This is a genomic window from Fuscovulum blasticum DSM 2131 (genome assembly GCF_003034965.1).
In the GTDB taxonomy this organism is placed as follows: domain Bacteria; phylum Pseudomonadota; class Alphaproteobacteria; order Rhodobacterales; family Rhodobacteraceae; genus Pseudogemmobacter; species Pseudogemmobacter blasticus.
On record NZ_PZKE01000003.1, the window covers coordinates 93,083 to 118,237 of the forward strand.

The following is a 25,155-nucleotide window of genomic DNA, read 5'->3' on the forward strand; positions in this document are numbered from 1 at the left end:
CCGCGCCCTCCCTCGGGAGGGCGCTTTTGCGACGGGGTTCACCCGAACTGCGGCGGAGGGTGTTGTGCCATAAACTGCCTCTGCCGGCCGTTGCTGCGCCCCACCCGAGGAAGGGCGCGGCCCTGCGTTGCGCCGACTGCGTGGCGTCAGGTGAGCAGGCCGGGAGCGCCCGATCGGCCCCCCCTTACACCACCATATGTCGCACCCTTGCGCCCCATTCGATGGCGGCGGCGTGCAGGCGGTCGATGCCCAGTTCGTGGCTGACTTCTTCCAGCATCCGCAGTTCAAGCTGGCTGTGCCGCCCGTCGGCGGTGACCACATCGCAGGCCAGCGCATAGGCGGTTTCATAAAGGCGCTCGGGCAGGGCGCCGCGGATCAGGCCGAACAGGGCGTCCAGCCCGTCTTCCTCTTCGAACAGGTCAAAGACGGTCTGGCTGACGCGGCGGATGCGGTCGGTGTCATAGGTGGCGAAGACGGGCATGTGGTTGACCATGCGCTGGATCGCCACCAGTTCGGCGGTGCGCATGTTCTGGTCAGAGGCCGAACAGGCCACCATGACGGCCACCAGGGCATCTTGCGGTGACATCGGGGCGGTATCGGTCATCTGCGGCTCCTCTCTCGCGATGGCCGGAGATTATTGACGGGGCAGGGCGGCGGCAATAGAGGACACAGGGTCCGGGACACAGGGTTCCGGGCGTTTCCTTGAAGGATCATTCCCATGACCGCGCTCCGCGACGCTGCGATGAAATCGAAGGCCTGGCCGTTCGAAGAGGCGCGCGCGGTGCTGAAACGGTATGAGAAGAAGGACCCCGAAAAGGGTTATGTGCTGTTCGAGACCGGCTATGGCCCGTCGGGCCTGCCGCATATCGGCACCTTCGGCGAGGTGGCGCGGACGACGATGATCCGCCGCGCCTTCGAGATCATCAGCGACATCCCGACGCGGCTGATCTGCTTCAGCGATGACGTGGACGGTATGCGCAAGGTGCCCGAGAATGTGCCGCAGCAGGAGATGTTGCGCCAGCACATGCAGAAGCCGCTGACCAGCGTGCCCGACCCCTATGGCGAGTACGAAAGCTTCGGCGCGCATAACAACGCCATGTTGCGGCGGTTCTTGGATACGTTCGGCTTTGAATACGAATTCATCAGCGCGACCGAATTCTACAAGAGCGGCCGGTTCGACGACACGCTGCGACTGGCGGCGGAACGCTATGACGCGATCATGGAGATCATGCTGGCGTCGCTGCGGGAAGAGCGGCAGCAGACCTATTCCGCCTTTCTGCCGATCCACCCCGAGACGGGCCGGGTTCTGTATGTGCCGATGAAGGAGGTGAACGCCAAGGACGGCACCATCACCTTCGACGACGAGGCGGGCCGCGAATGGACGCTGCCGGTGACGGGCGGCCATGTGAAGCTGCAATGGAAGCCCGACTTCGGCGCCCGCTGGACGGCGCTGGACGTGGACTTTGAAATGTACGGCAAGGACCACAGCACCAATACGCCGATCTACGACGGCATCTGCGAGGTGCTGGGGGGCCGCAAGCCCAACCACTTCACCTATGAGCTGTTCCTGGATTTCGAGGGCCAGAAGATTTCCAAGTCCAAGGGCAACGGGCTGACCATCGACGAATGGCTGACCTATGCGGCGACGGAAAGCCTGTCCTATTTCATGTACCAGAAGCCGAAGACGGCCAAGCGGCTCTGGTGGGATGTGATCCCCAAGGCGGTGGACGAATATCACCAGCAGCTCAAGGCCTTCCCCGAGCAGCCGCTGGAGCAGCAGGTGAACAACCCGGTCTGGCACATCCATGACGGCAAGCCGCCGGTGTCGAACATGGTGGTCAGCTTCGGCATGTTGCTGAACCTGGCCTCGGTGGCCGGGGCCAAGGATGCCAAGGGGCTGTGGGGCTATATCAAGGCCTATGCGCCCGAGGCGAGCCCGGAGACCCACCCCGATCTGGACGCGGCGGCCGGGTTCGCGGTGCGCTATTTCGCTGACAAGATCGCGCCGACCCGTGCCTTCCGCCTGCCGGATGACAAGGAGCGCGCGGCGATCGAGGATCTGCGGGCGCGGCTGGCTGCCTGGGAAGGCAGCCATGATGCCGAGGAGTTGCAGGCGGTGGTCTATGCCGTGGGCAAGGACCACGGCTTCGACCCGCTGCGCGACTGGTTCAAGGCGCTGTACGAGGTGTTGCTGGGCGCCAGCGAAGGCCCGCGCTTCGGCGGCTTCATCGCGCTTTATGGCGTGACCGAGACCGAGGCGCTGATCGCCCGCGCGCTGCGGGGCGAACTGGTCGCCGGCTGAGGCCCGGATTGGCAGCATTTCCGGGGGCCGGGGCGCGCAGTCGTTCCGGCCCCTGTCTTTTGGCCCCCTTTCCTTGCCGCCATGGTATGTTGCGCGGGCGGCTCCTGGGCCGTGCGCCCGTCTGAGGCGCGGTTAACCCTTCATTGATACTTCGCTGTCCCCAAGGCGCGGCGGACATCGCCCGCCCGGCATCCGGCGGAACGAGGCGAGGGGATTTTCAATGAACATGGCAATTACCGACGGGCTGGTCCTGATGCCGCCGCCGTTTCTGGGCGGGCTGGCGAACTGGTCCAGCGCGAATGGGCTGGCAGGCGATGCCTCGTATGACGGGGCGGCCAACGCGGCGCTGGTGACCAACGATCAGGATTTCGGGGCCTGTCTGGAGCTGCAAAAGACCCAAGGCACGCAGAAGCTGCGCGCCTTTGCCGAAACGCCGCTGCGGCCGGACATGTACATCCGGGTTTCCGCGCGGGTGAAGGCGGTGTCGGGCAACCTGCCGGCGGTGCGGATTGCGGCCTGGGCGGGAAATGCGGCGGGTACCGCTGTCGGTTCCGTTCCGCAGACTGGCCCATCGGTGCAACTGCTGACCTATGGCGAGGTGGTGACGGTCCAGGCGATCATCGGGGCGGGCAGCCGGACGGGGGTGGATCTGGTCTGGGGGCTGACGCCGGTGCTGGCGCATGTCGGGCTGGACCTGACCGGGGCGAATGGCGGCGTGGTGCGCATCGACGACATCACGGTCGAGGACGTGACCGAGGTGTTCCTGCGCAAGCTGGTGGATGTGGTCGATGTGCGCGATTACGGCGCCAGGGGCGACGGGGTGACCAATGACTTCGCCGCCTTCCAGGCGGCCGATCTGGCGGCGGCGGGCCGGACGGTGCTGGTTTCGGCGGGCACCTATCTGGTTGCCGGCAACCTGACGGTCAATTCCTCGATCCGCTTCGTCGGCAGCGTGACACAGCCGGCGGCGAACCGGATGGTGCTGACGCGCAACTTCGATCTGGACACCTATGCCGCCGCCTATGGCAGCGATGCCGAAGGCTTCCGCCGTGCATTGCAGGCGCTGTTCTATTTCAGCGACCACGTCACGCTGGACCTGTCGGGGCGCCGGATCGACCTGAGCGCGCCGGTGGATGTGGCGGCGGTGGCCGGTCTGACCAGCTTCAGCAACCGCCGGGTGCTGCGCAACGGATCCTTGAACGCGGTGCCGTCAAGCGGCTGGGACAACGAGACGGTCACCTCGGTCGCAACCTATTCGGCCTCGGCGCAGACAACACTGACGGCGGTGGCCAATGTCGCCAATGTGCCGGTGGGCGCCCTGGTCGAAGGTACCGGCGTAGGACGCGAGGTCTATGTCAAGGCCAAGGACGTGGGGGCCGGCACGATTGAGCTTTCGCAGCCGCTGTACGGGGCGGTGGGAACGCGCAGCTATACCTTTACCCGCTACAAGTATCTGCTGGATTTCTCAGGCTTTTCCAAGCTGTCGCAGTTCGAGATCCTGGATGTCGAATTCAACAGCCTTGGCCTTGCCTCGGGCGTGATGCTGGGGATGTCGGGGTCGGTCAACCGCTTTGACCATTGCACCTTCAACCGCCCGCGCGACCGGGGCATCACCTCGATAGGGACAGGCTGTCAGGGGCTGCATGTCGATTACTGCCAGTTCCTGTCGAACGAACAGGCGCTGCCGGCCCAGACCCGCACCACCATTGCGCTGAACGTGCAGGCCAATGACGTCAAGCTGCGCAACAATCGCGTGGTGCGCTTCCGGCATTTCGCCGTGATGAATGGCACCAGCCACATGATCCAGTCCAACCACTTCTTTCAGGGCGACGATCAGACGGCCGGAGTGCGGGTGGCCGGGCTGGTGTTCACGCAGACCAATGTGGCGACCGTGATCACGGGCAATTATGTGGACAACTGCTTTATCGAATGGGGCAACGAACACGATGCAGAGCCCGAATTCACCAACGAGTTTTCGTTCGGCGGGCTGAACATCACCGGCAACATCTTCATCGCCTCGGATGTGTCGTCGGCCTTTCGCTGGTTGGTGGTCAAGCCCTATGGTGCGGGCCATTTCTTCAATGGCTTCAGCCTGGTGAACAACACGTTCCGCGTGTTCAACGCCACGGTCGACCGGGTCGAGGCCGTGGACACCACCTTTGCCACGCTGAACGCGGGGCGCGCGCGCAACGTGCAGATTGCGGGCAACACCTTCAATCAGGTGAACCAGACCATCGCCAATCCGCTGGTGATTGCGCATACGCAGAACACAGCCGCGGATACCTGGACCATCGACCCCGGCCCCGCGGTGCCGTTTGGCGGCCAGATCCGGCAGGTCGAAAGCATCTGCCCGGAAGGCACCATCACCAACGGCGCGAACGCGGCGCGCTACATGTTTCCGAACGCCACCCCTGCGGTGGGCAGTTCCGGCGCGCAGGCGCAACTGCGCTGGGGCGAGGCGGTGAAGGGCAAGGTCGTTGCTGTCCTGCGGATGGACGTGACGGTCTGAGGCGCGGCGCCCCGGCTGGGGCGGGGCGGCGCGGAACGGGCGGCGGTGTGGGGGCACCGCCGCCCGTTGACATTCGCGCCTATCCCGGCGGGCCGGCCAGAAGGTCGGACGGGGCCAGCCGGAAGGCGCGGGCAAAGCCGCCGTTCAGCAGCGCCGATTGCGGCACCAGCCGGACAAAGGCGAAATCGGGCAGGTCGATATAGACCTTGGCCTTGGGAAACCGGGCAAGCCAGGCCGCGCGCAGCGGCGCGCACTGGTCTTGCGGCACAAACTCGGCGCGGGCGCGCAGCATCAGCCGGGCATGGGTCATCGGATCGCCGCGCGTGGTGTCTTCCACCACCATCAGCGCGCAGGCGGGATGGGCCCGCAGCGCGGCGGTATGGGGCGCAAGACCGGACACCAGCACCAGCGGACAGCCATCCTCATCCAGCCCGAAGGCGACGCGGCTGATGCCGGGGGTGCCGTCGGCGGGATCAATCCACGACAGCGCCGCATGGCCGGTGCCCGACAGCAGCGTCTGCGCCAGCGTCCGCGCCTCGTCATTGGCGGCGGCAACGGGGTCGGGGCGGCGGGTTGGTTGGGGTTCGGTCATCACATGGTCCTGATCGCGGTTGACAGCCGGCAAGGGCGGGAGTCTTCTGGCGTCATTCAGAACGGCTTGCCAGTGATTTCTGGCGTGTGATCCCCCTTCCGGTGGTGAAATGACCGACCAGATCCGACTGTCCCGCGTGCCGGAAGAGTTCCTTCCGAAAATCGTCACCGTTTTCCGCGAAGGCTATGGCGCGGCCGCGCTGCGGGCCGATGCGCTGGCCGGGCTGACGGTGGCAATCGTGGCGCTGCCCTTGTCGATGGCGATTGCCATTGCCAGCGGCGTGGGCCCCGAGCGGGGGCTGACGACGGCGATCATCGGCGGCTTCCTTGTCTCGGCCTTCGGTGGCAGCCGGTTCCAGATCGGCGGGCCGGCCGGGGCGTTCATCGTGCTGGTTTCGGCCTGCGTGATGACGACCGGGATCGACGGGCTGATCACCGCAACCTTCCTGTCGGGCTTCATCCTGATCGCGGCGGGGCTGCTGCGGCTGGGAACCTATATCAAGTTCATTCCCTATCCGGTGACGGTTGGCTTTACCGCCGGGATCGGGGTGATCATCTTTGCCAGCCAGATCAAGGATCTGTTCGGCCTGACCCTGACCGCGGGCGAGCCGGCCGAAATTCTGGGCAAGCTTGAGGCGCTGTGGGCGGCGCGCGGGTCGGTCACGCCGCAGGCGGTGGCGGTGGCGCTGGTGACCATCGTCACCATCATGGCGGTGCGGCGGTTCAGGCCGCATTGGCCGGGGATGCTGATCGCGGTGGTGCTGGCGGCGGTCGGGGCCGTGGCGCTGAACCTGCCGGTTGAAACCATCGGCAGCCGCTTCGGCGCCTTGCCGAACCTGCCGCCCCTGCCCGCCCTGCCGGTGCTGGACCGGGCGGCGGTGATGGCGGCGCTGCCCTGGGCAACCAGCTTCGCGCTGCTGGGGGCGATCGAATCGCTGCTGTCGGCAGTGGTGGCCGACGGGATGAGCGGTGCGCGCCATCGGTCCAATGCGGAACTGGTGGGGCAGGGTGTGGCGAACATCGGCAGCGCGCTGTTCGGCGGCTTCTGCGTGACCGGCACCATTGCCCGCACCGCAACCAATGTGCGGGCCGGCAGCCGGGGGCCGGTGTCCGGCATGTTGCACGCGCTGTTCCTGCTGGCCTTCATGGCGGTGGCGGCGCGCTATGCGGCCTATATCCCGCTGGCCGCGCTGGCGGGGGTGCTGGCCGTGGTCAGTTGGGGCATGATCGAGAAGGAAGAGTTCTGGAACCTTGTCCGCGGATCGCGGGGCGATGCGCTGATCATCCTGTCCACCTTTCTGCTGGTGGTGTTCCGCGATCTGACCGAAGGCATCGTGGTGGGCTTTGCCATTGCCGGGCTGGTGTTCATCAAGCGGATGTCCGATGCCACCGGCCTGCGGCAGGGCGAACTGCCCGCCGAGGAGGCAGGCTTCACCGCGGGCGACGTGCTGGTCTATCAGTTGAACGGCCCGTTCTTCTTTGGCGCGGCGGCGCAGGTGGGGGGCGTGCTGGACCGGATCGCCGAGCGGCCGCGCATCTTTGCGGTCGATTTCACCGAGGTGCCGATGATCGACAGTTCCGGTGCCAAGAGCTTTGAGGTTCTGGCGCGCAAGATGCACCGCAGGGGCGGGCGGCTGTGCATCGTCGGCGCCCGGCCCGAGGTGCGGCGCGCGTTGCAGGCGCAGGGCCTGACGGAAGCCGAGGCGCGCTACCTGCCCGATCTGGCCGCCCTGAAGGACTGCATCGCCACGCACGGCTGATAGCCGCCCCCGAATCACCCACGTTTTCGTGAGGGCCTGCCGGCACCGCTGGCCGGCACTGCGCTGTGTCGGGGCCGTTGCCCTGACGCCGCGTAAGCCCGGGGCGGAACTCCGGGGCTGACTTGTGAATCTGCAGCACGTTGAAAAAACGCATCAAATCGGATGCGAGCTACGGGATATTTACATAATTCACGCTTTATTCGTTAATTTATTTACAGAAAAATGTTTGCGTTAAAAGGGGTTATCAGAAAATTGACGATGCAGTAGAGTGGCGTTGGGAGAGATCTTCCCGGGACGACCCGGAAGATGTGGCGCAGGTACGGGCCCGGCCTGCGATTTTATGGGGGGAGAACGCCATGAAGGACCAGCCAGACGCGAGCGCCGTCTACAAGCCGTCGGATGACTTCGTTGCGAACGCGCATGTCGATGCCGGCGCCTATGCGAAGATGTACGCGGCCTCGGTCGCCGATCCAGATGCCTTCTGGGCCGAACACGGCCAGCGGATCGACTGGATCCAGCCCTTCACCAAGGTGAAGAACACCAACTTCGAATTCGGCAAGGTTGACATCAAGTGGTTCGAGGACGGCACGCTGAACGTCAGCGCGAACTGCATCGACCGCCACATGATCACCCGCGCCAACCAGACCGCGATCATCTGGGAACCCGATGACCCCAAGACCCCGGCGCTGCACATCACCTATGCCAAGCTGCTGGAAGAAACCTCGCGCATGGCGAACGTGCTGAAGTCGGTTGGCGTCAAGAAGGGCGACCGTGTCGTCATCTACCTGCCGATGATCCCCGAAGCGGCCTATGCGATGCTGGCCTGCGCGCGGATCGGCGCCATCCATTCCATCGTCTTCGCCGGCTTCTCGCCCGATGCGCTGGCCAACCGCATCAACGACTGCGACGCCAAGGTGGTGATCACCGCCGACTATGCGCCGCGCGGCGGCAAGAAGACCCCGCTGAAGGACAACACCGACAAGGCGCTGCTGCACTGTTCGGACCGGGTGAAGTGCCTGGTGGTCAAGCATACCGGCGACCAGATCCACTGGATCGCTGACCGCGACATCGACCTGCGCCAGCAGATGGACTGGGCCAAGCCCTATTGCCCCTATGTGGAAATGGGCGCCGAAGACCCGCTGTTCATTCTGTACACCAGCGGTTCGACCGGCAAGCCGAAGGGGGTGGTGCATACCTCGGGCGGGTATCTGGTCTATGCCTCGATGACCCAGCAACTGACCTTCGATTACCATGACGGCGATGTGTTCTGGTGCACCGCCGACGTGGGTTGGGTCACCGGCCACAGCTACATCATCTATGGCCCGCTGGCGAACGGCGCGACCACGCTGATGTTCGAAGGCGTGCCCACCTTCCCCGACGCTGGCCGGTTCTGGGAGGTTTGCGCCAAGCACAAGGTCAGCCAGTTCTACACCGCCCCGACCGCGATCCGCAGCCTGATGGGCCTTGGCCCGGAATGGGTGGAAAAGCACGACCTGTCCTCGCTCAAGGTGCTTGGGTCGGTGGGTGAACCCATCAACCCCGAGGCCTGGAACTGGTACAACACCCATGTCGGTAAGGGCACGCGCCCCATCGTCGATACCTTCTGGCAGACCGAAACCGGCGGCCACATGCTTACCCCGCTTCCGGGCGCCATCCCGGCCAAGCCGGGCTCGGCCACGCTGCCATTCTTCGGCGTCAAGCCGGTGGTTCTGGACCCGGCAACCGCCAAGGTTCATGACGAGGTGGAAACCGAAGGCGTGCTGTGCATCGCCGATAGCTGGCCGGGCCAGATGCGCACGCTCTGGGGCGACCATGAACGCTTCCAGGAGGCGTATTTCGCCCAATACAAGGGCTATTACTTCACCGGCGACGGCTGCCGCCGCGATGCGGATGGCTACTACTGGATCACCGGTCGCGTCGATGACGTGATCAACGTCTCGGGTCACCGGATGGGCACCGCCGAGGTCGAAAGCGCGCTTGTGGCGCATGAGAAGGTGGCCGAAGCGGCGGTCGTGGGCTACCCGCATGACATCAAGGGCCAGGGCATCTATGCCTATGTCACGCTGATGAAGGGCGTCGAACCCAGCGATGCGCTGCGCAAGGAGCTTGAGGCCTTTGTTCGCCAGGAAATCGGTCCCATCGCCAAGCCGGACCTGATCCAGTGGGCGCCCGGCCTGCCGAAAACCCGCTCGGGCAAGATCATGCGTCGCATCCTGCGCAAGATCGCCGAAAACGACTTTGGCAGCCTGGGCGATACCTCGACGCTGGCCGATCCGTCGGTGGTGGACGACCTGATCGAAAACCGCATGAACCGGCACTGAGATGGCGGCATCCCAGTCCCCCGTCCTGATCCTGCTCGGCCCTCCGGGGGCCGGGAAGGGCACACAGGCGCGTATCCTGGAAGAGGACTTCGGTCTGATCCAGCTTTCGACGGGTGATCTGCTGCGCGCCGCTGTTGCCTCGGGCAGCGAGGCCGGCCGTCGGGCGAAATCGGTGATGGACGCCGGCGGGCTGGTCAGCGACGAGATCGTCCTGGCCATCCTGCGCGACCGGATGGCGGCGCCGGATGTGGCGCGCGGCATCATCCTGGACGGCTTTCCCCGGACCGATGGCCAGGCCTCTGCGCTGGATGTGCTGCTGGCCGAAACCGGCCAACGGGTGACGGCCGCGATCAGCCTTGAGGTTGATGACGAGGCCATGGTCGGCCGCGTTGCCGGCCGCAGCACCTGCGCCACCTGCGGCGAAGGCTATCACGACGAATTCAAGCGGCCCGCCGTGGCGGGCACTTGCGACAAATGCGGCGGCACGGCGTTCAAGCGCCGGGCCGACGACACCGCCGAAACGGTGCGCGAAAGGCTGAAGGCCTATCACGCCCAGACGGCACCGCTGATCGCCTATTACGACGGCAAGGGCGTGCTGGAGCGCATCGACGCGATGGGAACCATCGCCGCGATCCGGGCCGCGCTGGGGGCCATCGTGGGGCGCGTGGCGGCCTGACGACCAGCCGGCATCCGGGCAGGAGGAGCCCGGGCGCCGGACAAGACCGGAAGGGGAGGCGGACCGCACCACCTGCGGGATGCCCTCTCGCCCGACCTCCGGCCCCGCAGGGGGACGGGGGCCCAGGGGCCCGGCCCGTCTTTCGCGGGCGGGCAAGAGGCCGAATGCGAAAGGGAACCGCTCCGACCGCAAGGCGGGGCAACATGGAGGAAGCCAAATGGCTATGACCGGTTCGGACGTGCGCGATCGCTCGCGTCCCATGACCGCAGAGGAGAAGAAGGTTATTCTTGCTTCCTCTGCCGGGACCATCTTCGAGTGGTACGACTTCTATCTTTACGGCTCGCTCGCCGCGATCATCGGCGCGCAGTTCTTCACCCCCTTCCCGGAAGCCACGCGCAACGTGTTTGCGCTGCTGGCCTTTGCGGCGGGCTTCATCGTGCGCCCGTTCGGCGCGCTGGTGTTCGGGATGCTGGGTGACCTCATCGGCCGGAAGTACACCTTCCTGATGACCATCCTGATCATGGGCCTGTCGACCTTCATCGTCGGCCTGCTTCCCAACTACTTCTCCTGGGGCATCGCGGCGCCGATCATCCTGATCGTGCTGCGGATGGCGCAGGGTCTGGCGCTTGGCGGCGAATACGGCGGGGCCGCGGTCTATGTGGCCGAGCACGCGCCGGCCAACCAGCGCGGCTACTTCACCGCCTTCATCCAGACCACCGCGACGCTGGGTCTTCTCCTGTCGCTGGTCGTCATCCTGTCGGTGCAGGGCTATGTGAACGGCGCCTATCCCGACCAGCCGGTGCTGGACGCGGCCGGTGCGGCCACCTTCAACGCTGACGGCACGCCGGCAATGATGAAGGCGTTCAACGCCTGGGGCTGGCGGATTCCGTTCCTGGGCTCGATCCTGCTGCTGCTGGTTTCGCTCTACATCCGTCTGCAGATGAACGAATCCCCCGCCTTCAAGAAGATGAAGGAAGAGGGTTCCGCCTCGAAGGCGCCGCTGCGCGAAGCCTTCGGCCAGTGGAAGAACGCCAAGATCGCCCTGATCGCCCTGCTCGGTCTGACCGCCGGCCAGGCCGTGGTGTGGTACTCGGGCCAGTTCTACGCGCTGTTCTTCATGCAGAACGTGATCAAGGTCGACAGCTTCAGCGCCAACGTCTTCGTGGCCTGGTCGCTGATCCTGGGCACCTGGGGCTTCATCTTCTTCGGCTCGCTCTCGGACCGTATCGGCCGCAAGCCGATCATCCTGGCGGGCTGCCTGATCGCGGCCGTCACCTACTTCCCGGTGTTCAAGTTCCTGACCGCCACCGCGAACCCCGCTCTGCACGCCGCGCAGCAGGTTCCGGTCGTGGTGACCGCCGATCCGGCTGACTGCTCGTTCCAGTTCAACCCGGTCGGCACCGCGAAGTTCAACAATAGCTGCGACATCGTGAAAGCCACGCTGTCGAAGAGCTCGGTGAACTCGACCACGGTCGAAGCCCCGGCTGGCACCGTTGCCACCGTCAAGGTGGGCGAGACCGAAGTGGTTGCCTATGACGCCGCCAAGAACGCCGCGGCCATCGCCGATGCCAAGGCTGCGCTTGCCGAAGTGTCGAAGGGCATCGACGCCGCTGCGCTGACCGCGCTGACGGATGCCGAAAAGGCCGTGGCTGCCGCCAAGGCTGCCGTTGGCACTGCCCAGAAGGCGCTGACCGCCGCCGAAGCCGGCACCGACGACGCGGCCAAGGCTGCGGCGCAGGCTGCCGTTGACAGCGCGACCGCCGCCGTTGCCCCGCTTCAGGCGACGCTGGACACCGCCCGCATGGCGGTTCCGGCCGACATCCTGGCCAAGTATGACGAGGCTGCGGCTGTTGTTGCCAAGGAAAGCGGCGTGAAGGCCGCCTTCGAAAAGGCGCTGAACGATGCGCTTGGCGCTGCCGGCTATCCGCTGGTTGCCGACAAGAACACCACTGTTGCCAAGGCGCAGAACTTCATCGACATCTTCACCGCGCAGAAGCTGACGATCATTGCGGTCCTGACCTATCTGATCCTGCTGGTGACGATGGTTTATGGCCCGATCGCCGCGATGCTGGTGGAACTGTTCCCGACGCGCATCCGCTACTCGGGTCTGTCGCTGCCCTATCACATCGGCAACGGCTGGTTCGGTGGCCTGCTGCCCGCGACCGCCTTCGCGATCTCGGCGCAGTCCGGCAACATCTACGCCGGCCTGTGGTACGCCATCGTGGTTGCGGTGATGACCGTGGTCATCGGCGCGATCTTCGTGCCGGGCGGCACCCACAAGAAGGACATCTTCGCCGACACCGGCAAGTGATGCCTCACGCCCGGGCCGGGGTTCGCCCCCGGCCCGGGCTTTCTGCTTCTTTCTCGTTTGGCCCTTTTGCAGATACTGAGGTGAGACCAAGCGATGCCCGCGGACGCTGCCGTCCCAGTCGAGGCGCATCCGCGCCATGTGATGATCGTCGAGGACGACGATTCCATCGCGCTTGCGCTGGAGTTCGTTCTGGGCCGCGAAGGCTATGCGCATGAACGGGTGGCCGACGGGGCAGAGGCGCTGCGGCTGATCCGCGACCGCCGTCCCGATCTGGTGCTGCTTGACGTGATGCTGCCCGGCCTCTCGGGCTATGACATCTGCCACCAGTTGCGCGACGATCCCGCCACCGCCGGCATCCGCATCCTCATGATGACGGCGCGCGGCTCCGCGCAGGACCAGCGCCGCGCCCGCGATCTGGGCGCCGATGGCTTCGTGTCAAAACCCTTCGAACTGGAAAGCCTGCGCCGCGAATTGCGCCGCCTGCTGGCCGCCTGAGCCGTCAGCCGCCGCGGGCGCGGCGGATCGCCGTCCAGATGCCCAGAACCACGCCCAGGATCACGCTGTTCGCGACCACACCCGTCGCCACCTGCCGCCACAGCGGTTCGGGGCTGGCGGTGCCCATGGTGGTGGGCAGGATCACTGCCACGAAAAGCACGCCCGCGGCCAGCGGCAGCCAGACGCCCGTGGCAGAGCGGGTGCGCAGCATGGTGAAGACAAGCGCGATGATCAGGCCAATGCGGAACGGATCGGCAAGTTGCGACAGGATCAGTTGGCTGAGGGTCATGCAGGGGCCTTTCTTCGCTGTGCAGAATTCCTAAGCCAAACCGGCCTGCCGGTCCACCGTTTCGCCTTTGCGATCAGCCGGCGAAGGGATCGGCCGGATAGGTGACGCCCGTCAGATACAGCCCCTGTGGCGGGGCAACCGGGCCGCAGGCGGCGCGGTCGCGGGCGGCAAGGGCCGTTGCCACGCGGTCCGGGGGCCAGGCCCCGGCGCCGACACGTTCCAGCGTGCCGACGATCGAGCGCACTTGATTGTGCAGGAAGCTGCGGGCGCGCAGGGCAAAGCGGATTTCCGTGCCGCCCGGATAGGGGTGTTCGGACACGGTGATCTCGTCCAGCGTCTTGACCGGGCTGTCGGCCTGACACAGCGCCGCGCGGAAGGTGGTGAAATCATGCCGGCCCACCAGATGCGCGGCGCCTGTCCGCAGCGCCTCCAGATCGGGGCGCGATTGCACCTGCCAGACCAGACCCGCATCATGGGTGACCGGCGCGCGGCGGGCGACCATTCGGAACAGGTAGCGGCGTTCCACGGCCGAAAACCGGGCGTGGAACTCGTCATCCACGCGGGCGCAGGCGGTGATGGCCACCGGCAGCGGCCGGAGGTGCCAGTTCAACGCCTCGGACAGGCGGAACGCGTCCCAGTCGCGCGCCAGATCGGCATGGGCGACCTGGCCTGTGGCATGGACGCCGGCATCGGTGCGCCCGGCTGCCGCAATGCGGTGCGGCCCGGGTTCCAGCCGGGCCAGCGCCTCCTCGATGGCGGCCTGCACCGAGGGCTGGCCATCGGCCTGCCGCTGCCAGCCGCAGAACGGGGCGCCGTGATATTCAACCTTCAGGGCATAGCGCGACATGTCGCGGCGATTAGCGCATGGTCCCCGGCCTGTCCACCTTTCCAATGGCCGCTGTCGCGCCTATCTTGCGCCCGAAGAAAAGGACGCATCTTGGCACTCTTCGGGATCACGGACGGTATTGCGCGGGGCGTCGAGGGCGTGCAGGCGCGCGTTTCGGAATATCTGTTCGAGCCGGTGATCCGGCTGGGCGTCACCGGCCTGTCGCGCGCCGGCAAGACCGTGTTCATCACTGGGCTGATTTCCAACCTGCTGGCCCGGGGGCGGATGCCGCAACTGACGGCTGAACGCGAGGGTCGGATCGAGGCGGTCTATCTGCAACCGCAGCCCGACGATACGCTGCCGCGCTTCGACTACGAAGGCCATATGGCCGCGCTGATGGCCGAGGTGCCGCGCTGGCCCGACAGCACGCGGTCAATCTCGGAACTGCGGCTGTCGTTCCGGGTGCGGCCCGGCGGCTGGTTCGCGGGGTTCCGCGGCCCGACCGTGGTGCATCTGGATATTGTGGATTATCCCGGCGAATGGCTGCTGGACCTGTCACTGATGGAGAAATCCTACGAGACATGGGCGCATGACACGCTGATCCGGCTGGAAGAGCGGCCCGAGGGGGCCGAGTATCTGGCGCTGGTGCGGGCCGAGGATGGCGCGGCCCGACTGGACGAGGCCCGCGCGCAGGCGCTGGCCCGCAGCTTCACCACCTATCTGCAAGCGGCGCGGGCGGCCGGACATTCCGATTGCACGCCGGGCCGCTTCCTGTTGCCCGGCGATCTGGCCGGGTCGCCCGTGCTGACCTTTGCGCCGTTGCGCCACCCCGGCCAGATGCCGCGGGGCAGCCTCTGGCGCGAGATGGAGCGGCGCTATGCCGCCTACAAGGACCGCGTTGTCGCGCCGTTCTTCCGCGACCACTTTTCCCGGATCGACCGGCAGGTGGTGCTGATGGACGTGCTGGGGGCCATCCATCAGGGGCCGCGCGCGGTGGAAGACCTGCGCCGGCTGATGGCCGAAATCCTGCAGGCGTTCCGCGTGGGGCGCACCGGCTGGCTGGCCACGCTTCTGGGGGCCAAGCGGGTGGAAAAGATCCTGTTCGCGGCGACCAAGGCCGACCATCTGCACCACGAACAGCACCCGCAACTGGCGGCCATTGCCGAGGCGCTGGTGGCCGAAGCCAAGGGACGCGCCGAATTTGCCGGGGCCGAGGTGGCGGCGCTGTCGCTGGCCGGCCTGCGCGCCACGGTGGAAGAGGTGATCGAACGCGACGGGCAGCGGCTGCCCTCGGTCAAGGGGCGGCTGTTGTCCACCGGCAAGCCGGCGGTGATGTATCCCGGCGCGTTGCCGGCTGATCCGTCGCGCGTGCTGGCGCCTGCGCGGGGCGGGGCGACGCGCTGGCTGGATGCCGAATACGGGCTGATGACCTTTGCCCCCGCGCGGCTGAACCTGCGCCCCGGCGAAGGCCCGCCGCATATCCGCCTGGACCGGGCGGTCGAGTTCCTGATCGGAGACCGTCTGTGACCGAGGCGCCCAAGCCCTTTCTGATGGAGCTGGAGGACGACGAGGCCGATCCCTCGACCGCGCCGCCGGTGCCCGATACCCTCCCTTCGGGCGAGGCGATGCAGGCGCTGGCCAGCATCGCCACCGCGCCGCCGAACCGGCTGCGCCGCTTTGCGGTCTGGGCCTTCGGGGCGTTGTTCAGCTTTGTGCTGTCGGTGGCGGCCTGGGAATTCGTGACCGACCTGCTGGCGCGCAATCCGGTTCTGGGCTGGATCGCGGTGGTTCTGGTCGGGCTGGCGGTGCTGGCCGCGCTGCTGCTGTCGCTGCGCGAGATGGCGGGCTTTGCCCGGCTGGCGCGGCTGGATGCGCTGCGCAGCCGTGCGACCGAAGCCCATGCCAAGGCCGACCTCAAGGCCGCGCGCGGCGTGACACAGGCGGTGCTGCGGCTGTATGACGGGCGTCCCGAGGCGGCCTGGGGCCTGTCGCGGTTTCATGAACGCGCCGATGAGCTGATGGATGCCGACGCCCTTCTGTCGCTGGCCGAGGCCGAGGTTCTGGCGCCGTTGGATGCACTGGTGCGGGCCGAGATCGAAGGCGCCGCGCGGCGGGTGGCGGCGATCACGGCATTTGTGCCGCTGGCGCTGGTCGATGTGGCGGCGGCGCTGTTTTCCAACCTGCGGATGATCCGGCGCATCGCGGAGATCTACGGCGGCCGCGCCGGCACGCTGGGAAGCTGGAAGCTGATGCGACGGGTCTTCACCTCGCTGGTGGCCACCGGGGCGGTGGCGCTGACCGATGACCTGATCGGGTCGGTCGCGGGCGGGGGGGTGCTGTCCAAGCTGTCGCGCCGGTTCGGCGAAGGCGTGGTCAACGGCGCCCTGACGGCGCGGATCGGCATTGCCGCCATGGACCTATGCCGCCCGCTGCCCTTTGTGGCGACGGAACGGCCCAAGGTCTCGGCCCTGGTCAGCCGGGCGCTGGCGGGGATGATCCCGCGCAACGGGGCGGCCAAGGGCAACGGTGGCGGCCAGGCCTGACCGGCGCGGGGTTACAGCGCGTCGGCGATGGCGCGCAGCATGGCCAGGTTCTGCGCCTCGACGCCCGGTTCCTCGAACCCGCGGTCGGCCGCGTTCACGGCGATGGCGATCCCCTTGGTGCGGTCGATCCAGAGGTATTGCCCGTAGATGCCCCGCGCCATCACCTCGCCGGGGCGGGCATCGTCGGGCACCCACCACTGGAACCCGTATCCCGCCCCATCGGGAGCCTGTTTCGTGGTCATCGCCTCGACCCAGGGTTCGGGAACGATCTGCGTGCCGTTCCAGCGGCCGTTTGCGGCGATCATGCCCGCGACCCGGGCATAATCGCGCGTTCGCATGTTCAGCCCGCCCAGAACGAAGCTGACGCCCTCGCCATCGGTCAGGTAATAGGGCGCGGCCTCAAACCCCATCGGCGTCAGGATGCGGTCCTCCAGCAGTTCGGGAATGTCCTTGCCGGTGGCGCCGCGGATCACCATGCCGATCACATGCGTATCGACGGAAACATAGTGCATATGGGTGCCGGGTTCGGTGGCGCGTTCGGTCAGGCCTGCGGCAAAGCCATCCATGCTGCCGCCAAGGGCAAGGATACGGCCCATCTTGTTGATGTCGGACCAGAAATCCATGTAGTCCTCGTTGAAGGCCACACCCGAGGTCATGGTCAGCACATCGCGGATCGTGGTGCCGTCATAGGCCGAGCCCTTCAGCGACGGCGCGTATTTGATCACCGGATCGTCGATCGAGGTGATGGACCCGTCGGCCAGCACAAGGCCGAACAGCGAGGCCAGCACCGATTTCGCCATTGACCAACTGATCCGCAGATCGTCCGGCCCGGTGCCAAGGTAATAGCTTTCGTGCCGGATCTGGCCATCTTTCAGCACGACAAGCCCCGTCACGCTGCGCGCTTTGATCCAGTCCTCCGCGCCGGGGGGCAGGGTCATGGGTTCCCCCTGCGGCAGGGGTGAAACCGGCCCGTCGCCCCGGCTCAGGGCCCGGGTCAGGAACAACTTGTCCATATGGCTGAAATTCTGGACGATCGTGCCGGGGGAAAACAGCGAATTGGCCGCCATCAGGCGGGTGATCTCGTCGCGTTTCCAGGCGGCGACGGCTGCCAGTGCGACAACCGCGATCAGCAAAACCTTCAGGATGCGCCGCATTCCCGTTTCTCCTCCGTGCCCCTGCCGCAGGAAGCATCAGGCGCGGGCCGCAATCAAGCGCGGGCAGGTCTGGTTGACGTTACGTCGGGCCAGTCAGCGGAACTTGTCGAGCAGCTTCTGCATCGGGCTGCGGCTGTCTTCGGCGGGGGGCTCCGGCGGGGTGGCGCGCGGCTTTTCGTCGGCTGTGGCCGAAGACCGGGGCGGTGCGGTGCGCAGCGACACCGCATTCATGAAGCGGGTGCCATCGCCCGCCGCCAGGGCCGCCGCCCCGTCCGACAGGCCGCGCAGCAGATCGTCCAGCCAGTCCTGATCGGCCTTGGCGAAATCGTGCAGCACATAGGCGGCCACGGCATCCTTGTGGCCGGGGTGGCCGATGCCCAGCCGGACCCGGCCGTAGGCTTCGCCCAGATGGGCATGGATGGACCGCAGCCCGTTGTGCCCGGCATGGCCACCGCCCTGCTTGACGCGGCACTTGCCGGGGGCAAGGTCCAGCTCATCATGGAAAACGGTAATGTCTTCGGGGCCGATCTTGTAGAAATCGGCAGCGGCGCGAACCGACTGGCCGGAGAGGTTCATGAAGGTTTCGGGCTTGAGCAGCACCACCTTTTCGGCGCCCAGCCGGCCTTCGCTGGCCAGCCCCTGAAACGCCTTCTTCCACGGGCCGAAGCCATGGTCGGCCGCGATGCGATCCACCGCCATGAAGCCGATGTTGTGCCGGTTGCCCGCGTATTTCGCGCCGGGGTTGCCAAGGCCGACAAAGAGTTTCACCGTTCCTGCCCCCGTCATCCTGTCGCTCCGGGCCGCCCGGATCTGACCCCGCCGGTATAGCGGCGATGCGCCGCCCCCTCAACCGGCAGCCCCGGATGATGCGCCTGCCGGAATGAAAACGGGGGGCGCGACGGCCCCCCGTGATCCTGTTCTGTAAAGGCCCAGGCCTTATTCTTCGTCAGCCACCGCGGCCAGACCGGCCGGAGCTGCGATGTTCGCCACGGCGAAGTTCCGGTTGACGGTCGGCTTGACGCCGGCAGGCAGCGGAATGTCGTTGATGTGGATCACGTCGCCGATCACCTTGCCGGTCAGGTCGACGGTGATGTGGTCCGGGATATCCCCGGCCATCACTTCCAGTTCGACTTCCGGGCGCATCACCGTCAGCGTGCCGCCGCGCTTCAGGCCGGGGCTGGCTTCGTGGTTGATGAAGGTCACATGGATGAACAGGTTGATGCGCGATTCGTCGTGAATGCGCATGAAGTCCACATGGGTGGGCAGATCCTTGACCACATCGCGCTGCACACCGCGGCAGATCACATGCGTGTCAGGCTGGCCTTCAACCTTGAGGTTGAACAGCGTCTGCAGGAAGCGGCCGGCCTTCAGGCGCTTCAGCAGATAGTAGTAGTTCAGGTTGATCGGCGTCGGCTCTTTGCCGTCGCCATAGACGATGCCGGGTACGTAGCCCTCTCTGCGGGCTTGACGGGCGGCCCCCTTGCCTGTCCCCGTCCGCACCACGGCCTGAAGATCGGGGATCTCGCGAGCCATTGGTTCTCTCCTAATGTTCGTCCGCCATCCTCCAAGGGTGCATGGCGCGACCCGCGGCCTATAGCGGGGAATCTGCGGCAGGGAAAGCCCGAAATCCGGCTGATCCGCAGGAAAAGCAGGCAGTCCGGCCCCTGTTCCGCAAGGCCCGCGCCGTTTCGCGCGCTTTCGGTGTCGCGCGCAGGATGGACGGGCGGGGGCGCGGCGGGCAAGGTCGCGGTTCCTGAAAGACCCGGAGTCCGTGATGCCCCTTGCCCGAACCCTGATCGCCGCGCGGCCGGCGGTGGCGGCCTTCGCCGCCATGGGCGTGCTGTGGGGCACCTTCGCCGCCGTTCTGCCCGATCTGAAAACCATGCTGGGCGTTGATGAGGCGCGGCTGGGGTTCCTGCTGCTGTTCACGCCGCTGGCGGCGGTGACGGCCATGCTGCTGGCCCCCGTCATCGGGGCCGGTCTGGGCCGGATTGCGCTGCCGCTGTCCGCCGGGGCCATGGCGCTGGCCTTTGCGCTGCCGGGGCAGGTGCCCGTGGTCTGGCTGTTTCCGGTGGCCATGATGTGCTGCGGCGCAGCCACCGGGCTGACCGATGTGTTGATGAACGCCCGCACCGCCCAGATCGAGACAGAGCGCGGCCTGCACCTGATGAACCTGACCCATGCCGCCTATTCCTTCGGCTATGCCGCCGGGGCGATCGGCACCGGCTTCATGCGCGGCTGGGGCTGGGGGCCGGGCTGGGTCATGGGGGTGATGGCGGCCTTCGGGCTGGTCTGCGCGCTGCTGACATGGGAACGGGATGGCACCATCCATGGCCTGCGCAAGCCGCAGGATGGATCGGGCGGCGGGCTTGGCCTGTTGCCGGTGATCGGCGGCGGCATGGTGCTGATCGCCTTCCTGACCGAGAATGCGGCCGAGAACTGGTCGGCGCTGCATATCGAAAAGACGCTGGGCGGCAGCCCTTCCGAAGGGGCGCTTGGCCCGGCGGCGCTGGCGCTGACCATGGGGTTTGCGCGGCTGGCGGGGCAGGGCATTGCCGGCCGGATCAGCCCGACCGCACTGCTGAAGGGGGGCGCGGTCATTTCCGCGACGGGGGCGCTGATCGCGTCGCAGGCCATTTCGCCCGCCATGGCCTATGCGGGCTTCATCGTGATGGGAATCGGCTCTTCGGTGATTGCCCCAACGGCCTTTTCGCTGGTGGGCCGCCTTGGCCCGCCTGAAGCGCGGGCGCGGGCCGTCGCGCGGGCCACCCTGTTGGGCTACTTCGGCTATTTCTTCGGCCCGCCGATGCTGGGTTTCGTCGCCGGGGCCTTCGGGTTGCGGGCGGCCTTCATCTTTACCGCCTGCGCGCTGCTCTGCATCTTCCCGCTGGCCGCGCTGATGCTGCGGGCCAGCGGCCGGGTTCAGCGGGCCTGAACCTCGATCAGCCGGGGGCCGGGCGCGGGTGTCCGCAGCGCTTGGGCCAGCGCCTCCGGTTCCTGCGGGACGCGGGCATAGGGCAGGCTGCAGGCGGCCGCGAAATGCGCCATGTCAAACGGGCTGGGGCTGCAGCCGATCACCTTTGTCTGGGCGGTGATCATTGCCTCGGCGATTTCGCGATAGGCGGCATTGTTCCAGACCACGAAGGTGACGGGCAGGGTTTCATCGACCGCCACCCGAAGCTGGGCCGGGTCAAAGCCAAGGCCGCCGTCGCCGATCAGGCAGACCACCGGGGCACCCGGCGCCGCGACCGCCGCGCCGATGGCCGCGCCGGGGCCGAAGCCAAGCGCGCCATAGCCGGTGGCGGCGTTGAACCAGCCGCGCGGGCGGTCATGGTCATAGAACAGGTTGGCGGCATAGACCGGCTGGGTGCTGTCGCCCACGATCAGCGCGCCCGGCATGGCATCGCGGATGGCCTCGACCATCGCCAACTGGTCGGACATCCCCGGATGCAGCCCCGCCAGTTCGGCGCGGGCGGCGCTGCGCGCGGTTGCGGCACGGGCGGCACCGTCGCCCTGCCGGGGCGGCAGCCTTGCGGCCAGCGCGGCGGCAAAGGCGCCCGCTTCGGCCTGCACCGCCAACCGGGCCGGATGGCGGGCCAGTTGGGCGGCGCATAGATCGACCCGGATCATGGATGACAGGTCAGGCAGGCGACCGTTGACATACATGTCATAGTCGGTCGGCCCCAGTTCAGTGCCAAGCGCCAGAATTGCATCGGCGCCCCGGATCAGGTCGCGCGTCGCCTCAAGGCTGGGCGAGGCGGCAACGGCCAGCGGGTGCCCGTGCAGCAGGCCGCGGGCGTTGGCGGTCTGGATGACGGGGGCATCCAGCGTTTCGGCAAGTGATTGCAGCGCGGCTTCGGCAAAACGGGCGCCGCCGCCGGTCAGGATCACCGGGCGTCGCGCGGCCGACAGCAGGGCCGTGGCCGCCTCAAGATCTTGGGTGGTTGCCTGCGGCGGGGCCGGCAGCGCGGCGGGGGCCTCCAGTTCGGGGCAGGGCAGGCCCATCACATCGGTCGGAATCTCGATATGGGCCGGGCCCGGGCGGCCGCCCAGCATGGCGGCAAAGGCGCGGTCCAGCACGGCGCCCAGATCGGCGGGGTCGGTCAGGGTTTCTGTGGGGCACAGGGCGCGGACCATCGCCGCCTGATCGGGCAGTTCATGGAGCAGGCCCAGGCCCTTGCCCAGCGACGCGCGGCGGTTGACGCCCGAGATTACCAGCATCGGCACGGAATCGGCCTTTGCCTGCGCCATGGCCGTCAGCGTGTTGGTCAGCCCCGGCCCGGTGATGACGAAGGCCACCCCCGGCTTGCCGGTCACCCGGGCGTAGCCATCGGCCATGAAACCCGCGCCCTGTTCGTGGCGTGGCGTGACATGGCGGATCAGCCCCTGCGCAAGCCCGCGATAAAGCTCGATCGTATGCACGCCCGGGATGCCGAACACCACCTCGACCCCGCGCGCGGCCAGACCCTGAACCAGCCGTTCGCCAACCGTCGTCATGCCGCGTGTCCTTGCAGGCGGGCGGCATGGGCCGCGATGCGCCGGATCGCCTCGGCCACGCGGGCGTCGTCCTGCGTCAGCGAAATGCGCAGCCAGCCGCCCAGGCTGCTGCCGAAACTTTCGCCCGGCATGGCGGCGACCGACTGTTCTTCCAGCAGGCTGCGGGCGAAGGCTTCGCCCGACAGGCCGGTGGCCCGCACATCCAGCAGCGTGAACATGCCGGCCTCGGGGCGATGCACCCGCAGCCCGGCCACACCATCCAGCCCTTTAAAGAACATCGCGGCGCGGCGGGCAAAGCGTTCCGTCATGCCGGCCGCAACCGGAGAAGGTTCGGATACTGCAAGCGCCGTCATGTCTGCGATGAAGGGTTGCGCCCCGAAAAGCATGGTTTCTGAAAGCGGCAACATGCGCGAAATGAACTCGGACGGCCCGATGACCCAGCCCGAACGGAAGCCGGGCGCCGCGTGCGACTTGGAGATCGAGGCGGCGATCACCGTGCGTTCGGCCAGGTCCGGCAGATCCAGCGGCGAGGTGAAGGCGACCCCGGGGAAGACCAGATCCTCATAAACCTCATCGGACAGGATCCAGAGATCATGCTTGCGGGCCACCTCGCCCAAGGCGGCAATCTCTTCGCGGCGCAGCACCGCGCCGGTGGGGTTGTGCGGCGTGTTCAGGAACAGCACGCGGGTGCGCGGGGTGATCCGCGCCTCGACATCGGCGGCCTGCATTCGGAAGCCGTGTTCGGGCCGCAGCGGCACGGGCACCATGGTCGCGCCGGTCTGTGCGATCAGCCCTTCATAGGTGGCATAAAGCGGATCGCCCAACAGCACCTCGTCCCCGGTTTCGACCAGCGTCCGCAGGATGCCGTAAAGCGCCGTCTGCGTGCCGGTGATGCAGATCACCTGATCGGTGCCGATCGGCCGGCCCCGGCGGGCCGCATAGCGGCGGGCGATGGCGGCCACCGTCTCGGGTTCGCCCCGGCCGTTGGAATAGCCGGTCCGCCCGGCCTGCATCGCCCGGGTTGCCGCCTGGATCAGGCTGTCGGGCGTGGGCACGTCGGGTTCGCCGATTGTGAATTCCAGAATGTCCCGGCCCGCCGCAGCCAGCGCGCGGGCGCGGAAATGCAGATCCCATTTGGCCGAGCCAAGGTGTTTCAGCCGTTCGGTCACGCTGGCGTATTTCATGCTTGGGCCTTTCCGGGTGTCGTGTGCAGTTCGGGAATGAAGGTGGTGTGGCGGGTCAGGTCGGCGCCAAGGATGGCGCTGATCGAGCGCAGGCCGATGCGGACCAGTTCGCCGGGCTCAAATCCGCGCGGCAGGACCGAGCCTTCCAGCCACAGCCCGTCCAGCACGGCATTGCAGGCGATGGCCTCTTGCCGCAGTTGCGCCGTGGTCACGTCTGGCCGGTCCAGATCGGCGATCAGCGCCTGCAACTGATCGCGGTAGCGCAGGTAGCTGCGTTCATGCTGGGCCAGCAGGGCCGCATCCTGCTGGACCTGGTGCAGATAGCCCGCCCAAAGGCCAACCGCGCGGGCGTCCACCACCGGCGGGCGCAGCGAGGCGGCAACAAAGGCCGCAAGCCGTTCGCCGGGATCGGCGCCCACGCCGGCCAGCGCATCGGCGCCCTTGTCGGTCATCCCGTCGACCAGCGCGGTATAGGCGGCGCGGGTCAGTTCGTCCTTGGACCCGAAGTAGTGCCGGATCAGCCCCGGGGTCACCCCGGCCCGCGCCGCAATGGCGCGCACGGTTGCCGCCTGCGGCCCACCCTCGGCCACCAGTGCCTGCGTGGCGGCGATCAGCGCCTCGCGGCGGTTCTCTTCGGTGTCGCGAATGAAGCTGCGGCGTTCTGGTTGCATGGGTAATCGGACCGGGGCAGATTGTTATACATCTGCATAATCTCCGGTCGGGGCGGCCTATGCAAGCCTGTTTGCGGCATGTCGCCGGTCTTTTCAGGTGCCCGGCTGGCCGTCGCGCGCCGCAACATCCTTGTGGATGATGACATCGGTCTGCGGATAGGTGGTCAGGATCGCGCGCCGCAGGCTGGCGCCAATCGCATGGGCCTCCCGCAGGGTCTGCTCGCCGTCCAGCTCGATATGAAGGTGAACAAACACCCGGCTGCCTGCGGTGCGGGTCTTCAGATCATGATAGCCATGAACGCCCGGCCAGCCCTTGGCGATGGCGGCGATGCCGGCAATCAGGGCGGGGTCGGCGCGTCGGTCCATCAGCGCATCCCAGGCGCCGCTGCCGATCCTGATCGCGCCCAGGATCATGAAGCCTGCCGCCGCCAGCGCGATCACCGCATCCACCTGCGGCAGCGCGAACCGGGACGAGGCGATCAGCGCCACGATGGCGCCGATGTTCGGCAGCAGGTCGCCAATGTAATGCAGCCGGTCTGCCGCCACCACACGGCTGCCGGTGCGCCGCGCCACCCGGCCCTGCCACCAGACCAGCGCCAGCGTCAGCACGACGGAAACCGTCATGGCGATGATGCCGCGCCCTTCGGCCTGAAGCTGGGTCGCCTCTCCGGCCAGCAGGCGCAGCACGGCCGAAACGGCAATGATCACCGCCGATACCAGGATGAACACCGATTGCCCCAGCGCCGCCAGATCCTCGGCCGAGGTGTGGCCGAAGGCGTGGTCTTCGTCCGCCGGGCGCGCGGCGTACAGAATCGCGGCCGCCGCGGCCAGCGACATCACCAGATCCAGCGCGCTGTCGGCCAGCGAGGCGGCCACCGACAGCGCGCCCGTTTCCGAAAGCGCCCACAGCTTCAGCGCCACCAGCACGCCGGCGACGCTGACCGAGGCAAGCCCGGCGGAAAGGGTAAGGCGTGAGTCGTGGTTCGGGAGTGTCATGCGCCACCCCTAACCGGCAGAGGCGCGCCG

General features: G+C 67.2%; 21 protein-coding genes. 10 read left to right on the forward strand and 11 right to left on the reverse strand.

Annotated elements, in window-relative coordinates:
• Positions 1-184: 184 nt before the first annotated feature.
• Positions 185-604 carry a tellurite resistance TerB family protein gene (locus C5F44_RS04225; RefSeq protein WP_107672264.1) on the reverse strand — a complete coding sequence of 140 codons (420 nt, stop codon included), beginning with the start codon at positions 602-604 and terminating at the stop codon, positions 185-187.
• A 114-nt stretch (positions 605-718) separates the two neighbouring features.
• Here C5F44_RS04225 and C5F44_RS04230 point away from each other — a divergent pair, with 114 nt between their 5' ends.
• Positions 719-2,302 (forward strand): lysine--tRNA ligase, encoded by a 1,584-nt coding sequence (locus C5F44_RS04230; RefSeq protein WP_107672265.1) that lies wholly within the window; start codon positions 719-721, stop codon positions 2,300-2,302.
• A gap of 226 nt (positions 2,303-2,528) precedes the next feature.
• On the forward strand, positions 2,529-4,811 hold the full coding sequence (locus tag C5F44_RS04235) for a glycosyl hydrolase family 28-related protein (RefSeq protein ID WP_328588457.1): 2,283 nt from the start codon (positions 2,529-2,531) through the stop codon (positions 4,809-4,811).
• A gap of 79 nt (positions 4,812-4,890) precedes the next feature.
• Here the strand turns inward: C5F44_RS04235 and C5F44_RS04240 are convergent, their stop codons facing one another.
• Positions 4,891-5,403 carry a HugZ family pyridoxamine 5'-phosphate oxidase gene (locus C5F44_RS04240; protein ID WP_107672435.1) on the reverse strand — a complete coding sequence of 171 codons (513 nt, stop codon included), beginning with the start codon at positions 5,401-5,403 and terminating at the stop codon, positions 4,891-4,893.
• A gap of 109 nt (positions 5,404-5,512) precedes the next feature.
• Here C5F44_RS04240 and C5F44_RS04245 point away from each other — a divergent pair, with 109 nt between their 5' ends.
• The 5 genes from C5F44_RS04245 (at position 5,513) to C5F44_RS04265 (ending at position 12,965) form a co-directional block, all read left to right on the forward strand.
• Entirely contained in the window at positions 5,513-7,162 is a 1,650-nt protein-coding gene (locus C5F44_RS04245) for a SulP family inorganic anion transporter (protein WP_107672267.1), read from the forward strand.
• A 356-nt stretch (positions 7,163-7,518) separates the two neighbouring features.
• Positions 7,519-9,483: an acetate--CoA ligase gene (acs, locus tag C5F44_RS04250; protein WP_107672268.1), complete on the forward strand. Its 1,965-nt coding sequence runs from the start codon at positions 7,519-7,521 to the stop codon at positions 9,481-9,483.
• 1 nt (position 9,484) lies between these two features.
• Positions 9,485-10,159: an adenylate kinase gene (locus C5F44_RS04255; protein WP_107672269.1), complete on the forward strand. Its 675-nt coding sequence runs from the start codon at positions 9,485-9,487 to the stop codon at positions 10,157-10,159.
• 259 nt (positions 10,160-10,418) lie between these two features.
• Positions 10,419-12,470: an MFS transporter gene (locus C5F44_RS04260; protein WP_107672436.1), complete on the forward strand. Its 2,052-nt coding sequence runs from the start codon at positions 10,419-10,421 to the stop codon at positions 12,468-12,470.
• 93 nt (positions 12,471-12,563) lie between these two features.
• The gene (locus C5F44_RS04265) at positions 12,564-12,965 is read left to right on the forward strand and encodes a response regulator transcription factor (RefSeq protein ID WP_107672270.1); all 402 of its coding nucleotides are present in this window, start codon (positions 12,564-12,566) and stop codon (positions 12,963-12,965) included.
• Positions 12,966-12,969: 4 nt separating this feature from the next.
• Here C5F44_RS04265 and C5F44_RS04270 read toward each other — a convergent pair whose 3' ends face one another.
• Entirely contained in the window at positions 12,970-13,254 is a 285-nt protein-coding gene (locus C5F44_RS04270; RefSeq protein ID WP_107672271.1) for a hypothetical protein, read from the reverse strand.
• A gap of 73 nt (positions 13,255-13,327) precedes the next feature.
• On the reverse strand, positions 13,328-14,101 hold the full coding sequence (truA, locus tag C5F44_RS04275; protein ID WP_107672272.1) for a tRNA pseudouridine(38-40) synthase TruA: 774 nt from the start codon (positions 14,099-14,101) through the stop codon (positions 13,328-13,330).
• A gap of 90 nt (positions 14,102-14,191) precedes the next feature.
• On the opposite strand from truA, the gene C5F44_RS04280 reads away from it, so the two are divergent.
• Both C5F44_RS04280 and C5F44_RS04285 read left to right on the forward strand, forming a co-directional pair.
• Positions 14,192-15,607, forward strand: coding sequence for a YcjX family GTP-binding protein (locus C5F44_RS04280; protein ID WP_107672273.1), 1,416 nt, complete (start codon positions 14,192-14,194; stop codon positions 15,605-15,607).
• 23 nt (positions 15,608-15,630) lie between these two features.
• Entirely contained in the window at positions 15,631-16,623 is a 993-nt protein-coding gene (locus C5F44_RS04285; RefSeq protein WP_107672437.1) for a YcjF family protein, read from the forward strand.
• 11 nt (positions 16,624-16,634) lie between these two features.
• On the opposite strand, the gene C5F44_RS04290 is transcribed toward C5F44_RS04285, so the two are convergent.
• The 3 genes from C5F44_RS04290 to C5F44_RS04300 all read right to left on the reverse strand — a co-directional run bounded on the left by C5F44_RS04290 (position 16,635) and on the right by C5F44_RS04300 (position 19,310).
• Complete coding sequence (locus tag C5F44_RS04290) at positions 16,635-17,777, reverse strand: serine hydrolase domain-containing protein (protein ID WP_107672274.1); 1,143 nt, start codon at positions 17,775-17,777, stop codon at positions 16,635-16,637.
• A 93-nt stretch (positions 17,778-17,870) separates the two neighbouring features.
• On the reverse strand, positions 17,871-18,545 hold the full coding sequence (gene pth / locus C5F44_RS04295) for an aminoacyl-tRNA hydrolase (protein ID WP_107672438.1): 675 nt from the start codon (positions 18,543-18,545) through the stop codon (positions 17,871-17,873).
• Between the two features lie 168 nt (positions 18,546-18,713).
• Positions 18,714-19,310 (reverse strand): 50S ribosomal protein L25/general stress protein Ctc, encoded by a 597-nt coding sequence (locus C5F44_RS04300; RefSeq protein ID WP_107672275.1) that lies wholly within the window; start codon positions 19,308-19,310, stop codon positions 18,714-18,716.
• Positions 19,311-19,551: 241 nt separating this feature from the next.
• Between C5F44_RS04300 and C5F44_RS04305 the strand changes: the two genes are divergently transcribed.
• The gene (locus tag C5F44_RS04305) at positions 19,552-20,712 is read left to right on the forward strand and encodes an MFS transporter (protein ID WP_107672276.1); all 1,161 of its coding nucleotides are present in this window, start codon (positions 19,552-19,554) and stop codon (positions 20,710-20,712) included.
• Here C5F44_RS04305 and C5F44_RS04310 read toward each other — a convergent pair.
• From C5F44_RS04310 to C5F44_RS04325, 4 genes are all read right to left on the reverse strand, one after another.
• A complete protein-coding gene (locus C5F44_RS04310; protein WP_107672277.1) occupies positions 20,700-22,274 on the reverse strand; it encodes a 5-guanidino-2-oxopentanoate decarboxylase in 1,575 nt (524 codons plus the stop codon). The genes C5F44_RS04305 and C5F44_RS04310 overlap by 13 nt on opposite strands.
• The gene (locus C5F44_RS04315) at positions 22,271-23,458 is read right to left on the reverse strand and encodes a pyridoxal phosphate-dependent aminotransferase (RefSeq protein ID WP_107672278.1); all 1,188 of its coding nucleotides are present in this window, start codon (positions 23,456-23,458) and stop codon (positions 22,271-22,273) included. The genes C5F44_RS04310 and C5F44_RS04315 overlap by 4 nt, the downstream gene beginning before the upstream one ends.
• Entirely contained in the window at positions 23,455-24,129 is a 675-nt protein-coding gene (locus tag C5F44_RS04320; protein WP_107672279.1) for a TetR/AcrR family transcriptional regulator, read from the reverse strand. The genes C5F44_RS04315 and C5F44_RS04320 overlap by 4 nt, the downstream gene beginning before the upstream one ends.
• A gap of 93 nt (positions 24,130-24,222) precedes the next feature.
• Positions 24,223-25,125: a cation diffusion facilitator family transporter gene (locus C5F44_RS04325; RefSeq protein WP_107672280.1), complete on the reverse strand. Its 903-nt coding sequence runs from the start codon at positions 25,123-25,125 to the stop codon at positions 24,223-24,225.
• Positions 25,126-25,155: the final 30 nt, after the last annotated feature.

Bases quoted from the DNA above. Each gene is read 5' to 3' on its own strand.
- C5F44_RS04290 (WP_107672274.1), bottom strand. From the start codon at position 17,777: ATGCGGCGCATCCTGAAGGTTTTGCTGATCGCGGTTGTCGCACTGGCA.
- C5F44_RS04300 (WP_107672275.1), bottom strand. From the start codon at position 19,310: ATGGCTCGCGAGATCCCCGATCTTCAGGCCGTGGTGCGGACGGGGACA.
- C5F44_RS04315 (WP_107672278.1), bottom strand. From the start codon at position 23,458: ATGAAATACGCCAGCGTGACCGAACGGCTGAAACACCTTGGCTCGGCC.
- C5F44_RS04235 (WP_328588457.1), top strand. From the start codon at position 2,529: ATGGCAATTACCGACGGGCTGGTCCTGATGCCGCCGCCGTTTCTGGGC.
- C5F44_RS04310 (WP_107672277.1), bottom strand. From the start codon at position 22,274: ATGACGACGGTTGGCGAACGGCTGGTTCAGGGTCTGGCCGCGCGCGGG.
- C5F44_RS04270 (WP_107672271.1), bottom strand. From the start codon at position 13,254: ATGACCCTCAGCCAACTGATCCTGTCGCAACTTGCCGATCCGTTCCGC.
- C5F44_RS04260 (WP_107672436.1), top strand. From the start codon at position 10,419: ATGACCGCAGAGGAGAAGAAGGTTATTCTTGCTTCCTCTGCCGGGACC.
- C5F44_RS04305 (WP_107672276.1), top strand. From the start codon at position 19,552: ATGCCCCTTGCCCGAACCCTGATCGCCGCGCGGCCGGCGGTGGCGGCC.
- C5F44_RS04230 (WP_107672265.1), top strand. From the start codon at position 719: ATGACCGCGCTCCGCGACGCTGCGATGAAATCGAAGGCCTGGCCGTTC.
- C5F44_RS04245 (WP_107672267.1), top strand. From the start codon at position 5,513: ATGACCGACCAGATCCGACTGTCCCGCGTGCCGGAAGAGTTCCTTCCG.
- C5F44_RS04265 (WP_107672270.1), top strand. From the start codon at position 12,564: ATGCCCGCGGACGCTGCCGTCCCAGTCGAGGCGCATCCGCGCCATGTG.
- C5F44_RS04320 (WP_107672279.1), bottom strand. From the start codon at position 24,129: ATGCAACCAGAACGCCGCAGCTTCATTCGCGACACCGAAGAGAACCGC.
- truA (WP_107672272.1), bottom strand. From the start codon at position 14,101: ATGTCGCGCTATGCCCTGAAGGTTGAATATCACGGCGCCCCGTTCTGC.
- C5F44_RS04325 (WP_107672280.1), bottom strand. From the start codon at position 25,125: ATGACACTCCCGAACCACGACTCACGCCTTACCCTTTCCGCCGGGCTT.
- C5F44_RS04285 (WP_107672437.1), top strand. From the start codon at position 15,631: ATGGAGCTGGAGGACGACGAGGCCGATCCCTCGACCGCGCCGCCGGTG.
- C5F44_RS04225 (WP_107672264.1), bottom strand. From the start codon at position 604: ATGACCGATACCGCCCCGATGTCACCGCAAGATGCCCTGGTGGCCGTC.
- C5F44_RS04240 (WP_107672435.1), bottom strand. From the start codon at position 5,403: ATGACCGAACCCCAACCAACCCGCCGCCCCGACCCCGTTGCCGCCGCC.
- acs (WP_107672268.1), top strand. From the start codon at position 7,519: ATGAAGGACCAGCCAGACGCGAGCGCCGTCTACAAGCCGTCGGATGAC.
- C5F44_RS04255 (WP_107672269.1), top strand. From the start codon at position 9,485: ATGGCGGCATCCCAGTCCCCCGTCCTGATCCTGCTCGGCCCTCCGGGG.